Here is a 12,433-nt window from a genome sequence, read left to right on the forward strand (position 1 = left end):
GTCGGCCTCGACGGCGTCCGACGCCTGACCGGGGATGTCTGCCGCGGTGATCGCCGCGTCGACGAGAGGTGCCGCCTGCTCGGTGATGAGCGGCGGGACGTCGTCGGCGATCTTCCCACCAATGGCGGCGGATAGTTCGGTGCTACCCGCGAGCGCCTCACGCCCTTCAGGAGAGTCGTGGACGAACGCGGCGTCCGCGCCCGCCTTGCTGTAGATGTCCTGAGGCATCATGCTCCGATCGTGAGAGTGCCGTCGCCGTTGTCGACGTACGAGCTGTCCGAAGTGAGAGTGAGAGTGCCGTCGCCGTTGTCGACGACACCCATGCCGCCACCACCGGCAGCGACGGCTTCAGCGATCGCCGCGCCGACGGGTGAGTCCGGGTCCGTGATGTCGCGCCGCACGGCCTCGTACTGCTGTCCGAGCGGGATCAGTGCACGCTCAGCGGTGACCGGCTTCGACGGATCCCAGTCTCCGAAATCCGGCGGCGTGTAGCCTCCCGACATCAGCTCTCCCCAGCGGAAGCGGACTTCTCGACCGCCTTCGCTGACGGCTTCGTGACCAGGCCGTAGGAGATCTGCACGACACCGATCGCGAGCAGCGCGAACACCCACCACGAGCCGATGGGCGCGTCGGTGAGGGCGTAGTAGAACACCATCACGACGGCCGCGAGAACGAGCGCCACGGCCACGGAGACGAGCTTCTTCTGCCACGGCTTCGTCACGAACGGCAGCGCACCATTCACGGCGCCGATCGCGTACGGCGCGAAGAACGCCAACAGCGTCAGGATGCCCGCCGGCGCGGCCGGGATCACGACGTCGAGACCGGCCGGCGTGGTGTCACCGGTGGCGGCGTGGGCGGACGGTGCCGTGATGATGAGCACCGCGGCGACGAGCGCCAGCACGAGCAGCAGAGAGCGCGTGAAGCGCGCGACAGCAGAGAGCATGATTCCTCCTCAGGAACGAGAAGAGCCGCCCGCAGGCGGCTCGGATGAGATGGGTTCGGTCTCCTCGGGAGGTTCGCCGAGGATGTAGCCGAGGCCGAGGCGATGAAGGATCGGGGCGGGCAGCATCGGGAGCGCGCCATGCCGGCCGCGCTGATCCCACAGCCAAAGCTGCGTCTCCCGCGCACGGACAGCGTCGTGCATCTCGTGCGACTCCGCCTTGACCTTCGCCAGCTCGGCTCGGATCGGAGCGACGATCAGCTCGACGCGGGCGTCGACGTACTTCGCGAGGTCAGAGGCGTCATCGAACCGAGTAGCGAGGTCGCTGCTGCGCGCCTGACGTCGGCTCGCGATGAACACGAGTACCGCGCCGAACATCGATGCGAGGCCGCCGCCGCCGAGAAGGATCAGCACCCACTGGGCGCCGTCAAGAAACGAGGTCAGCCAGTCCATGCGGCCCCCTCGCTGCGGCCAGCCCACTCGACGCCTAGGATCCAGAGCCGCAGCAGAGGCGGAAGCATCATCCCCGCGATCATCGGTGCGACGTTCGCGCCGGTGTGCCCGGGGATTTCCGCAGCGGCGACGTACATCGCGGCCATGAGTATCCCGAGCAGAGCAAGGATCGCGAGCTTCCCGACGATCTCAGCGACCCACAGCCGAGGGAACGCCGCCCCGATGAAACACACCAAGCCAGCGGCCATGAGCGCCCCGTAGAGCACGCTGGGGCCGGGGCTGGGGAACGTGAGCGCGAGCGCGCGGAACCCCGCCCCCAGCCCCGCCCACGCCAGCCAGATCACGACGAGGTCGTAGACCGGGAACAAGACGCGCTTGAGCGGTGAGGCGTACTTCTCCTCAATCGGAGGGATCGCGTCGGGATGCCAGATCGACGCCCGCCACAGGGCGCGCATCACTTCGCCAGACGCTGCGCGAGCTTGTCGACGACCTCGTCACCCAGCCCTTCACGGATCGCCGCCGCGAGAGCGTCGATGTCGATGGGCCCGTTCGGCGTGCTCGATGCTCGGCCGACGGCGGCGAGGAGGGTCTGCAGCATGGGCTTGATCTCGTTCAGCGCAAGCTGGGTGAGGTCGTAGTCGGGGCTGCCGTCGCCGTCGACGTCGATCAGGAACCGCTTACGCAGTTCGATGGACGCCTCGAGCCCCTGCACGATGAGCGACTTGCTCAGGTCTCCGGCGGTGCCGCTGGTGATCTTGTCGCGGGCCACCAGATCACTGACGAACGCGGCGATCGCGGCGAGCTGGGCGGACTGTTCGGGGGTCATGTCTTCCTCCTCGGTCTTGGTTCCGGCGGTCATGCCGAAGACGGTCACGGCGCCCAACGCGCCGACGTTCTCCCAGTGCCAGTCCTCGCCGAAGCCCACGCCGGTCCACTTCAGGCCGTAGAGCCACGCGATCTGCTGCAACCGCCGATGCGCGGCGGTGGTGCGGTCGTTGTACGGGTAGCCGAGATCTGCGGCGCGGCGGCTCTCGTGATTCGAGGTGCCAGGGACGGCGACAGTGCCGGCGGCGCTGATGCGGTACCAGGCGACACCGTTCCAGTAGCGGACGTCGTAGACGCGGCGGCCGCGGATGTCGCCCACCTGCACGTATCGCAGGAGGAAGATCGCGACCTGGTCGGCGTACTCGCGATCGCCGGAGACGACCGTGATGGGCGGATACCCGTCCCGCACCATCCGGTCGGATGCCTGCCCGAACGCGTCCCGAGTCCCGGATGCGCGCAGGTAGGCGCCGTCGGCGAAGCGGAGGCTACTCATCCCCGCCGCCTTCGGCCCCGTCGCCCGTCGACCGCGCGACCGACTGCGTCAGCGTCGCGCCGGACACAAGCACCACCTGGTCGGCGTCGTCGAGTCCGTAGAAGTCCGGGACCCCGTCGCCGTCCTCGTCGCGGTAGACGGGCAGCAGCGGCCGCGGCACACCATCCGCGCGCCAGGCGAGAAGGATCGACCGCGTCGCCTCGAAGTCCGCTTCGGGAAGCTGCGCTGGCGTGCTGCTCATGAGGTGCTCCTATGTCAGGGTGACCAGCTCGAGCGACAGTTGCGCCGCCGCTACCGTGGTCGCCGTCGAGTTGAAGACGAGCAGCCGCAGCGTGTCGCCCGCGGCGAGCGAGACAAGCGCGCCCGCGTTGAGCGACGAAGACGGGGAGTTCAAGAAGCTCTCCACCACGACGCCCGCATCCGGTGCTCCCGAGTTCCGGGTGATCTGCATCGACATCGGATTCGATGGGTCTGCAAGCTTCACGAAACCGCCCACCCGGTAGATTCCGGCGTGCTGCACTTGCAGCGTCCCGTTCTCCCCGGTCCACGTCCCGAGATCATTCACGGCTGGTGCTGCGAAAGCAGACGCCACCACCCACCAGCCTGCGGGGCTGAGCGACTGCGCACTGCCCCGGTTCGCGAAGAACACAGCCCGGTCAGGGATCCACGCACCGTTGCCGCGGCGATACCCGGCCTTCTTGTCGATTCGGTACGCTCGCGCACCATCCGCAGGCGCCCACGCATTCGCCTCGGTCTGTGATCGCAGCGCAACGATGCCGTCCTCAAGGGCGGTGAAACGGTGTCTGGGCGTGATCACCACCCCGGATGACTGCGTTGTGGTGGCCGTCGACGGCGTCTCCACCGACGCAAGAATCTCGGCGCCTGCCGGGATGGTGGCCGGCTCGGTCGGCGTCCCGGATGGATCACCGAGAGTGATACCGAAAACCGGCTGATTGCTCGGGTCGGTCGCGTCGGTGAACCGAGACCGCACCCAGATCAGGTCGATGCGCCGGTTCGCGTTCGGCGCCACGTACTCCGCCGGGGAGAAGTCCGCGAGCTCCGGGTTCGCGAGGAACTCCACCATCCCGGGCAGCCGCGAGAGAGCAGCGACGAAAGGTGCGATGTTGAACCCCATCGACGCTTTCCCCGTGACAAGGGGGTCGTAGTGCGCGGGCAGGATGCCGGTGCGCGGCACGCCGGCGGCGCTGCGCGCGACCATGCCCGCCTGAATCTGCCGCCACTGCGTGGCTGTGAGGCCGTCCGCTGCCAGTGTCGGCAGTGAGCGCGTGAGGGCCATGTCTTTCTCCTACTCGGTGACGGTCTGGAACACGTCGACGTACAGCGCCGGGTCCATGACGAAGAGGTAGCCGGATCTACTTGACGGCGTGCCGGTGAATCCGATGAAGACTCGGTCCAGCACGCCGCGGAAGGTGTGCGATCCCGCGGGAAGCTCGCCCAGCCACCGCGCAACAGGTGACGCGTCGGCGCCCTTACGATCCGGGACGCCGAGACCGTATCCGGCGCTGACGCCCAGTGAGCCGAGAGTGACGCCACCAGGGCTCACGCCGTCGACCGACACCCCGCCGGCCACGAGCACCGTGGAAGTGCCGCCAGATGAGAACCCTCCGGCAGACACGCCAGCCTTGAAGTAGAAGCTCACGCCCACCACGCGCGGCCGGTCGAGTTCGATCGCCAGGCTCGGGCCGAAGGGCACTGCCGTCAGGTCTGTCGCGTCGTCCCAGTCGAGAGCGTCCGCGGAGTTCTCCTTGAACGACTGCCGACCGAGGAGATCGTCGATCTGCTCCTGCAGGCGGGGCACGGCGTTGAACTGCTGCGTCCCCGACGGGGAAAGCGCATCCCGCACCCACGTCTTGATCCGCTCGAACTCGTCGCGGATCTGCTGCAGAAGATCGTCCGACTCCGGCGTGGGGTCACCCATCGTATGCCTCCGCGAACGTCAGTGAGATGAAGCCCCGCGCCCGCGAGCTCCCCGACATCCCGGCGATGCGTCGCGTGTACGGGCGCGCCGGGAGGAACCCCGGAACGTCGAACGACTCCGACCCGCCCGATAGCACGTTCACGCCCGACAGAAGATGCGGCGACGACAGCAACCCGAGACGATGCTGCTGCTGCGGCGAGAGGTACACGGTCGCGAGGTCACCGCATCCGTACTCGTAGGGCAGCGGCGACTGCGACATCGGCACCCGGAACTGCCAGAAGTCCCACGGGCTCCGAGCGGTCCGCGCCAGCTCCGCATTCCACGAGTCGAGCGTCGTCGCATCGCTCGTCGACGTGGATGCGTCCGAGTCCAGCTCCATCAGTGGGAACCCTCGATCGACGAGGTACGGGTCATACAGCCCCCGCACGACAACCTTGTCGAGGTCGCGGCCTCCGGTCGACCAGAACATCGAACCCATCCGAGACGGATCGACGTCGATCCCGAGGCCGGACACTTCGAGCGCTTCCCATTCGAGCGGCACGTCGCCCTGCAGGCGTGGCTGCTCTTCGGTGCCCGACTGGTACACCCACCCGAACTGATCCTCCGAGAGACGAACGAGCTGGATGCGAATATCCGGCCCGTCCTTCTGCTTCGTGAGGTCGGCGAGTGCCGCGTTTACGCGCTTGCCCTGCACGGCCTTGTACGACTCGCTGCGCGTGCCGGCCCTGTCGGGGTGGTAGGAGATGGGGATGTCGGTCCAGCCCGGCCAGGTGCACGCCTGCTGGACGAGGCGGCTACCGATCGTGCCGTGGTCGACGCCGCCGATGATCGTGTCCATCGACGGGTCCGGGATACCGTCCGGCGCGATGGGCTGCGTGAGCGCAGCGAGCGGGAGAACCTTGCGGGTGCCGAGAAGCGTCAGGAAACCGCGAGCCGTTACGCTCAGCTCCTCCTTGTCGCCGTCGAGGCCGATCGGGAGGATCGGCCCGCCGAGCAGGTGCCCGCCGGCGTCCACCGCGATCGAGTGCTTCCACGGCGTGAACAGGTTCCGCCATTCCTCCGGCCGGTCCACGAACCGCATGTTGACCGTCTCGGAGGTGTTCGAACGCTCGGACCAGTCGTAGTCGCTGGGCTCGACTTCGGTGATGAGCGCTCCGCCGCGGGTCTCGAACACGTAGAACCGCGTGTCGTCGTCTACCACCATGCCGGCAACACCCTCCCTGACATCGACGGCGACCCCGTCGCGCCCGTCACGTCGAACTGGAACGTTCGCGACGACAGGCCGGGGACGTCCGTCCACTGCCGGTACCGCAGCCAGCGCGACGCATCCTGACCGTTGAGCAGGGCACGGCGGGTCTCCGCGTCGAACGTGACTACGGATCCCTCAGGGAGCGGACGGGCGAACCCGACCCGATCCCCGGTCTCCACGCATGTCACGACGGCGGTGTCGAACCCGCCGCGCAGAACGAACGACGACGGCGACGGAGCGCGGCCATCGTTCACGAGAGTGACGCGGCCGGGCGACCCGCCACCCGGCCAGACCGCGGGCCACACGACGGGCCACACGAGCCCCACTCCCGCGGACGGCGGGTCCGTGGTCAGCCACTCCGCATCCCCGTACCGGCGAGGATCATCAGCCGTAACGTCAACGTCCACCCACCCGTAGCGACGGTTGTGCGTGGACTGCGCGTCCTGCTGCTCGACGATCACCGTGCGCCACGACGTGCCGTCGTCAGTCGTGACACCCATCCGAGCTGGCATGTCGGCGCCGATCGCCGCGAGCTCGTCGTACGCCCGCTCCACCTCCGCCGCACTGCTCCCCCGGTACCGCGCCTGGAACGAGATCACTCGGCTGCGGCGAGTCGCCCGGCGGCGCTGGAACGCACCAACACCGCTCGGACGCTCGACCCCTGGGACCTTGTTCTGCGTCGCACCCCACCAGTTCGTCAGCTCGCGGAACGCCCAACCGGAGACGTTGCTGTCGCTGAACGTGAGGTGGTCGAGGTGGATGAGGGTGCGGTCCGATGTCACGAGCCGGTCACCCCCTTGAATACTCGCCCGAGAGCGAGCATCTGCAGCCGCTCGTCCGTCTGCTGGAACGTCGCCGAGATGCTGTTGTGGTTCACCACCTGAGGCTGCCCGGAGGTGGACGGCGCTGCCTCACCGAAGCCGAACCGTCGCATCGTGTCGAGGAGGACAGCGGTCGAGCGCGGCGAGCCGTCGATCGGGATGAACGCCTCCGCAACATCCGACCTGTCGCCGACGATCCGCCAGGTGCTGGCCGGGACTGTCTGCGCCACTGGATCCATCGGTGTGACGCCGCGGATCCCGCCCTGCGCCATGTACTCGACGATGCCGCCGTTGCCGAGGACGAGGCCACCCTGCCCGCCAGGACCGGTCGCGATCTTGAGCCGGTGATCCCCCGTGATCTCGCGCAGCTTCTCCTGCAGCGACATGAGCTTGTCGTACGCCATCGAGGTGTCCGCGGAGATCGTCGTCGACACGGTCGGCGGGATGCTCTCGTACGTCTTGATCAGAGCCCACGCCTGATCCGACGTGAGCCCCATCTGCGTGAGCTGATTCGCCAGCGCCAGAGTCGCATCCTTGTGACGCTGCTCGAGGTTCGCCTGCTCCTCACTCGCCGCGACTGCCGCATCCTGCTCCTCCCGCATCGCGTCGATCGCTTTGCGCATCTGGAAGTCGAGCTCCGCTGTAGCCGAACCTGTCCCATCCGCCGCGAGCCGGAAGTCACTCAGCAGCGGGGCGCCGTTGCTGGCGGCCACGCCGACCGCGTCGACAGCTTCGGCGAGGCGCATCGTGGCGTCGTTGAGGAAGCCCTGGTCGATCTGCGGGTCGATGAAGTCGTTGAACTTCTGCCGCGCCTCATCGATCGCCGCGCCGCCCGAGGTGCGCAGGCGATCCGCCCACTTCTCGGTTGCGGTGTCAGCTTCGCGCATCTTGTCGACGAGTTCGTCGAGCCCTTCGCCCGCGTCCTTGTCGAAGAACCCGACGAACCTAGCCAGCCCCTTGACGGCATCCGCCAGAGGGCCAGCCACGAGCTCACCGATCGCCTCGCCCGCATCCGCGGTGGAATCCACGACGGACTGCCCGAAGTCGAGCGCACCGTTGCCCAGGTCTGCGAAGAACTGCAGGAGCGGGCCACGGTTCGAGCTGATCCATTCAGCGAAGTCTGCGAGAGGTTCCGCGAACGCCTGCGCCAGCGCACCCTGAATGCCCTGCGCGGCGACCTCGATGTTCCGCTTCGCCTGCTCCATCCGGGTCGCGTCGTTGTCCGACAGGGTCTCGAACATGCGCTGCGCGGACCCCGTGACGCCGTCGAGCTGATCGACAGCGCTGGTCAGGTCGAGCGCGAACAGCGCGTCGCCGAGATCCTCCGCCTTGGTGCCGAAGAGCTCGACGGCCGCAGCGTTGCGCTGCACCGGATCCTCCGTGGCGCGCAGAGCGTCGAGCACCTGCTGCAGGCCCTCACGCGCCCCCTCGCCGCCTGCCGCGATCTTCGCGGTCATCTCCTCAGCGTTGAGCCCGATGCGCTTGTAGCCGTCCGCGCTGGCATCCGACGCATCTGTCGCTCGGATCTGGAACTCCTTCAGCGCATCCGCGACGACGTCGGTGTTGCGGGCTCCGGCGACGAGCCCCTGGTTGATGAGCCCAAGCGCATCCTTGCCGTCGAGACCAAGCTTGCGCAGAACGACCGGGTACTCGGTGAAGGTGTCCAGCAGATCCTCTGAGCGGTTCAGTCCGTTGCGGGCGCCGGCCGCGATGATGTCGAACGCATCGTCAGCCGACTTCGCCAGGCCAGTGCGGAGCAGAGTCGTTGTAGCCTCCGCCACCGGGCGGACGTCCTCACCGAGGACATCGGCGATCCCAGCCAGACCCTGCACAACCTTCTGCGCGGTGCGCGTGGTGGCGTTCTCGTCGATCAGATCGAACTGCACCGCGAGACGCGCGGTGTCCATGTTCGCTTCGATGGAGTCGCCGAACACGTTCGCGTACGCCTCGCCAGCGGCGCGACCGATTCGCATCGCCTGCTGCGGCGAGAGGCCGGTGAGAGCTTCGAGACGGTCGAACCCGACCTCGACAGCCATGCCGTCCTCGATCGCGCCGGTGATCGCCTTACCGATCGCGACGCCGGCGAGGATGATGCCGCCCGCGATCGGGATGGCGGTGAGCGCATTGACGAGTGTTCCCTCGATGTCGCCGCCGACGACCGCGCCGACCTTCTCCCCCGCGCCGCGCGTCGCGCTATCGAGGCCCTCGGATAGCGACTTGCCACCCTCCGTGCCCGCCTCGCCTGTGGTGCGCTTGAAGAACGCGAGGAAGCGCTTCATGCCGCTCTCGGCGGGATCGGTGTTCACCTCCGGCTCGACGGTGGCGCGCACGGCCTTGAGCCGCTCGGCCTGCTGCTCAAGCCGCTCCACTGCAGCGACTGCGCGCTTCGTCTCCGCGGTGACCTCGAACCCCGCCTCCGCGCGGATCGAGAGGTCCTCGACCTTGTCGCGGGCGCGCTGCAGGTTCTTCTCCGCGCGGGAGATGTCCGTGTCGAGCTGCAGCACGGCACGCTCTGAGACGAGCTTCTTCGCCCCGGCCGTGACACGGTCGATGTCCGCCAGAGCCGCCGTCGGGTTGCCTTCGATCTTCTGCTCGATAGGCGTCGACTCGATGCGCTGGGCGGAGTCCTGGACCTTCTTCTCCGCCTTGTCGATGCCGACCGTGTTGGCGGTGTACAGCGCCTCGAGTTCAGCGATACGCAGCTTCGCCATCGTCACCTCCGGGTCAGTACCTCCCGCAGCCGAGTCGGCGAGTCGAGGAGGGAGAAGATCGCGCTGCGCACGCCGAGCCAGGGCCCGGCGAGCACGTCGGCGGCGTACAGGTCGATGCCTGCCTCCTTGCGGAGGTCAGCCACGACGAGACGCCAGCGGGTGACGAGCGCGAGCCACGAGCCGTCGACGGTCCCGGCGGCGCCGGTGGGCGCGGTGGCGGCTTGTACCTCGGGCGGCACGCGGTAGTCGGCGTAGATCGGGATGCCGTCTACGTCGAAGTCGATCGGCTCGCCGACGCCGTACTGCGCCCACTCTTCCGCGGTGAGCGCGTTCGCGCTTTTGGGGCCGGCTCGCCCCCTGCCACATCCGACCGCGGCGCCCACAGAAGGACGGCGATCGCGTCGGCGTACTCCTCGCCGCGAGCCCAGTAGAACACCGAGTAGATGTGCATGTTGCTGATGGTCTCGACCGCGACCTCGTCGGCGACGAGCTGGTCGGAGACAGGCCCGAGCCCGGGACGCTCCTGCGGTCCGAGCGACGACAGGACATCCTGGATCTCTTCGGGGACTTCGCCCCTCACGATCCCGAGATCCACCTCGGCACGGACCGCGAGGGCGATGATCTTCTTCGCCCGCTCCACGCTGGGGGCCGGGACCGTGTAGGTCCGGTCCCCCAGCGTGAGCACGAGGTCCGGCGCGACCCACTCCGAGAAGTCGACCGCGCCTCCCATCACGCGGTCCGCGAGAAGGGCGCGGCGGTGGACACACCGTTCGTCGACTTCACCGTGGCGTTGGCCGCGCCGGCAGATCCGGCGGGAACGATCGCGGTGATAGCCGTGGCGCTGACCACGTTGTAGTCCGTCGCGTTCGCGGAGCCGAACTTCACGCCGTCGGCGCCGGTCACGAGAACCGTGCCATCGGCATCCTTGAAGCCAGTTCCGCGGATCGTGACGAGCTCACCAGCGGGGCCACTCACGGGCTCGAGCGAGGAGATCAGCGGCGCGTCGCCGGGCCACCCCTCGAACGGGTTCTCGATGGGCGTGTACGCGCCGACGCCGGTGAGCGTCCAGTTCCACGTCTCGTTCTGCCCGTCGGCGCCGGTCTGGCCGCGCTGGTAGGAGACGGTGCAGAATCCCTGCCCTGCGTCGAGCAGGTTCGGGGCGCCCTTCGCGGGCTTGTGGAAGAACTGCACCTCGATCTCCGCATCGATGTCGATCGCCGTGGGGAGTGTGCGCTTGCGCAGCGCCTCGATCTCGGGCAGGTACTCTCCCGTCGCGAGGGAGCGGTTCACGAACGTCGAGAACGCATGCGCGTGCGACCAGTTGTCGACGCTGTTGTTCTGCGCACCGAGGTCGTCGTACGTGCGGGCGTCGCTCGTGCCGGGCGTGTATGTCGGCGAGTAGCCGAACAGACGACGCACGTCGATGAACTCGGCGGGCTCGTCGCGCTCGGCGACGTTGACGCGCAGACCGTACTCGTAGGACTTACCGCGGACGACGCCGGCGGGAAGGGGAACGCGGTTGCTCATGGTGTGGATTCCTCCGGGTTGGTCACGGCCTCCGAGTTGTCGAAGACCACGAGGTAGTTGTCGGTGCGCTCTTCGCGCTGGGAGTCGTCCGCACCGAGCGGACTGAACGAGGTGCGAGTTACCTCACTGATCACGCCCTCCCGGAGGAGCGACTTGAACAGGTCGTGTGCGGCGTCAGCGATCACGTCCGCGTCGTCTGCGTTGCCGGATGCGCCGCGGGAGCGGAGCTGCACTCGGCGGGTCTTGGAGTCGGTGTCGACGTCGTCACTGCCGCCGTACACGCGGACGCCTACTGCCTTGTCCGGGGATGGGCGGATGCGGCCGTAGAACACGGCGACCACCTCGTTGGTGTAGACGTCGGGGTCGTAGTCCGGGGACCACGCCCACCCGTCGAGCTGACCGAGACGTTCGCAGAGGTCGATGGTCAGATTGCGATCATCCACCGCCGAGGTCCTTCCGGTTCCGGGCGGCGAGGATCGCTGCAGCGTCGACCTCGTCGACCGCCTCCTCGAGGAACTTCGGTCCCTCGCCGGCGGCGTGCTTCGCGTCCATGTCCTCGTGCTGCAGCCGGGAGATCGGCGACGTGAACCCGACTTGCAGGGTGAGGTCGTCGACGAGCACGAACCCGGACTTGTCGGATTCGCCGGTGTCGGTGGGACTCTTCTTCCGCGCCACCTTGAGCACGGCGCGGCCGACATCGCGCAGCCCCGCCTGAGCGGACTTCTCGAGCTGCGTGAGGACCGGGTAGAACTTCGCCACGATGGGCTCCCTCCTATTTGAGGTAGAGGACCAGATGCGACGGCAGCGGCGGCGGATTCTCGTCGCGGCCGACGCGCAGTACGGCTGACTCTCGTTCCGCCGCTCCCTGCCCCGGCCAGACGGTCACCAGCGAACCGAGCGGCACGATGGTTGCGAGCGGCACTGTGACCTGGGTCGACGATGTGATCTCGGCACCGTCCGCGGTTCGGATGAGCTGGGCTTCGTCCTTCACCTCTGCGATGACTGTCTCAGGCCCGAAATAGCTGGGCCTCATGCCACCACCTCCGGCGAGCGCGCGGATGCTGACTGTGTGGGGGAAGAAGAACGATGCGGGGAAGCTCACGGGTAGGTCTCCTCGGGCCAGAGGCGCTGGAAGAGCGCGTCGGATGGAAAGGATGCCTGCGCGAGTCCCGGTTCAGGTGGTGCTGCTTCGCAGAGCGATCGGAGGTCGGCGCGCGCTTCGGAGGTGAATGCGGTCTCGATGGTGTCGTAGGAGATCGAGGTGCCGTTGCGGCTCATCGATCGGGTGCGGCGGGTGCCTGATTCGGGGAGTTCAGCGATGACGCCTTTGAGGATCGCGATTGCGTCCTCTCGGGCGTCACCGGTGAGGGTGAGGACGCAGGGGGCGATGCGGCGCGTGGTCACCAGGATGCGGCGCGCGAGAGTGTCGTCTACGCCGAGGTCACCGCTGGTGATTGTCATCATCGCCCCCTGTG

19 protein-coding genes are annotated in these 12,433 nt (G+C 67.9%); all 19 read right to left on the reverse strand.

Annotated features, from left to right (window positions below; all coding sequences use genetic code 11):
- Window positions 1-231: hypothetical protein (locus SK224_RS16420; protein ID WP_320435715.1), on the reverse strand; the 231-nt coding region annotated here is incomplete at its 3' end.
- Window positions 228-503 (reverse strand): hypothetical protein, encoded by a 276-nt coding sequence (locus SK224_RS16425; protein ID WP_320435716.1) that lies wholly within the window; start codon window positions 501-503, stop codon window positions 228-230. The genes SK224_RS16420 and SK224_RS16425, both read right to left, overlap by 4 nt.
- The gene (locus tag SK224_RS16430) at window positions 503-943 is read right to left on the reverse strand and encodes a hypothetical protein (protein WP_320435717.1); all 441 of its coding nucleotides are present in this window, start codon (window positions 941-943) and stop codon (window positions 503-505) included. The genes SK224_RS16425 and SK224_RS16430 overlap by 1 nt, the downstream gene beginning before the upstream one ends.
- Before the next feature lie 9 nt (window positions 944-952).
- Window positions 953-1,393: a hypothetical protein gene (locus SK224_RS16435; protein WP_320435718.1), complete on the reverse strand. Its 441-nt coding sequence runs from the start codon at window positions 1,391-1,393 to the stop codon at window positions 953-955.
- Window positions 1,381-1,851, reverse strand: coding sequence for a hypothetical protein (locus SK224_RS16440; RefSeq protein ID WP_320435719.1), 471 nt, complete (start codon window positions 1,849-1,851; stop codon window positions 1,381-1,383). The genes SK224_RS16435 and SK224_RS16440 overlap by 13 nt, the downstream gene beginning before the upstream one ends.
- Window positions 1,848-2,711, reverse strand: a complete 864-nt coding sequence (locus tag SK224_RS16445; RefSeq protein WP_320435720.1) for a M15 family metallopeptidase — start codon at window positions 2,709-2,711, stop codon at window positions 1,848-1,850. Before SK224_RS16445 ends, SK224_RS16440 begins: the two co-directional genes overlap by 4 nt.
- Window positions 2,704-2,952 (reverse strand): hypothetical protein, encoded by a 249-nt coding sequence (locus tag SK224_RS16450; RefSeq protein WP_320435721.1) that lies wholly within the window; start codon window positions 2,950-2,952, stop codon window positions 2,704-2,706. Before SK224_RS16450 ends, SK224_RS16445 begins: the two co-directional genes overlap by 8 nt.
- Before the next feature lie 9 nt (window positions 2,953-2,961).
- Entirely contained in the window at window positions 2,962-4,008 is a 1,047-nt protein-coding gene (locus SK224_RS16455) for a hypothetical protein (RefSeq protein ID WP_320435722.1), read from the reverse strand.
- Window positions 4,009-4,017: 9 nt separating this feature from the next.
- A complete protein-coding gene (locus SK224_RS16460; protein ID WP_320435723.1) occupies window positions 4,018-4,650 on the reverse strand; it encodes a hypothetical protein in 633 nt (210 codons plus the stop codon).
- Complete coding sequence (locus tag SK224_RS16465; RefSeq protein ID WP_320435724.1) at window positions 4,643-5,854, reverse strand: hypothetical protein; 1,212 nt, start codon at window positions 5,852-5,854, stop codon at window positions 4,643-4,645. The genes SK224_RS16460 and SK224_RS16465 overlap by 8 nt, the downstream gene beginning before the upstream one ends.
- A complete protein-coding gene (locus tag SK224_RS16470) occupies window positions 5,845-6,681 on the reverse strand; it encodes a hypothetical protein (RefSeq protein ID WP_320435725.1) in 837 nt (278 codons plus the stop codon). The genes SK224_RS16465 and SK224_RS16470 overlap by 10 nt, the downstream gene beginning before the upstream one ends.
- Window positions 6,678-9,431 carry a phage tail tape measure protein gene (locus tag SK224_RS16475; protein WP_320435726.1) on the reverse strand — a complete coding sequence of 918 codons (2,754 nt, stop codon included), beginning with the start codon at window positions 9,429-9,431 and terminating at the stop codon, window positions 6,678-6,680. The genes SK224_RS16470 and SK224_RS16475 overlap by 4 nt, the downstream gene beginning before the upstream one ends.
- Before the next feature lie 2 nt (window positions 9,432-9,433).
- On the reverse strand, window positions 9,434-9,670 hold the full coding sequence (locus SK224_RS16480; protein ID WP_320435727.1) for a hypothetical protein: 237 nt from the start codon (window positions 9,668-9,670) through the stop codon (window positions 9,434-9,436).
- 29 nt (window positions 9,671-9,699) lie between these two features.
- Window positions 9,700-10,161: a hypothetical protein gene (locus tag SK224_RS16485; RefSeq protein ID WP_320435728.1), complete on the reverse strand. Its 462-nt coding sequence runs from the start codon at window positions 10,159-10,161 to the stop codon at window positions 9,700-9,702.
- Window positions 10,161-10,958: an IPT/TIG domain-containing protein gene (locus SK224_RS16490; RefSeq protein ID WP_320435729.1), complete on the reverse strand. Its 798-nt coding sequence runs from the start codon at window positions 10,956-10,958 to the stop codon at window positions 10,161-10,163. Before SK224_RS16490 ends, SK224_RS16485 begins: the two co-directional genes overlap by 1 nt.
- Window positions 10,955-11,401: a minor capsid protein gene (locus SK224_RS16495; RefSeq protein ID WP_320435730.1), complete on the reverse strand. Its 447-nt coding sequence runs from the start codon at window positions 11,399-11,401 to the stop codon at window positions 10,955-10,957. The genes SK224_RS16490 and SK224_RS16495 overlap by 4 nt, the downstream gene beginning before the upstream one ends.
- Window positions 11,394-11,717: a hypothetical protein gene (locus SK224_RS16500; RefSeq protein ID WP_320435731.1), complete on the reverse strand. Its 324-nt coding sequence runs from the start codon at window positions 11,715-11,717 to the stop codon at window positions 11,394-11,396. The genes SK224_RS16495 and SK224_RS16500 overlap by 8 nt, the downstream gene beginning before the upstream one ends.
- 13 nt (window positions 11,718-11,730) lie before the next feature.
- Complete coding sequence (locus SK224_RS16505; protein ID WP_320435732.1) at window positions 11,731-12,060, reverse strand: hypothetical protein; 330 nt, start codon at window positions 12,058-12,060, stop codon at window positions 11,731-11,733.
- Complete coding sequence (locus SK224_RS16510; RefSeq protein WP_320435733.1) at window positions 12,057-12,419, reverse strand: hypothetical protein; 363 nt, start codon at window positions 12,417-12,419, stop codon at window positions 12,057-12,059. The genes SK224_RS16505 and SK224_RS16510 overlap by 4 nt, the downstream gene beginning before the upstream one ends.
- Window positions 12,420-12,433 lie beyond the last annotated feature (14 nt).

The sequence above is a fragment of the Microbacterium sp. BG28 genome (assembly GCF_034044005.1).
Classification (GTDB): Bacteria; Actinomycetota; Actinomycetes; order Actinomycetales; family Microbacteriaceae; genus Microbacterium.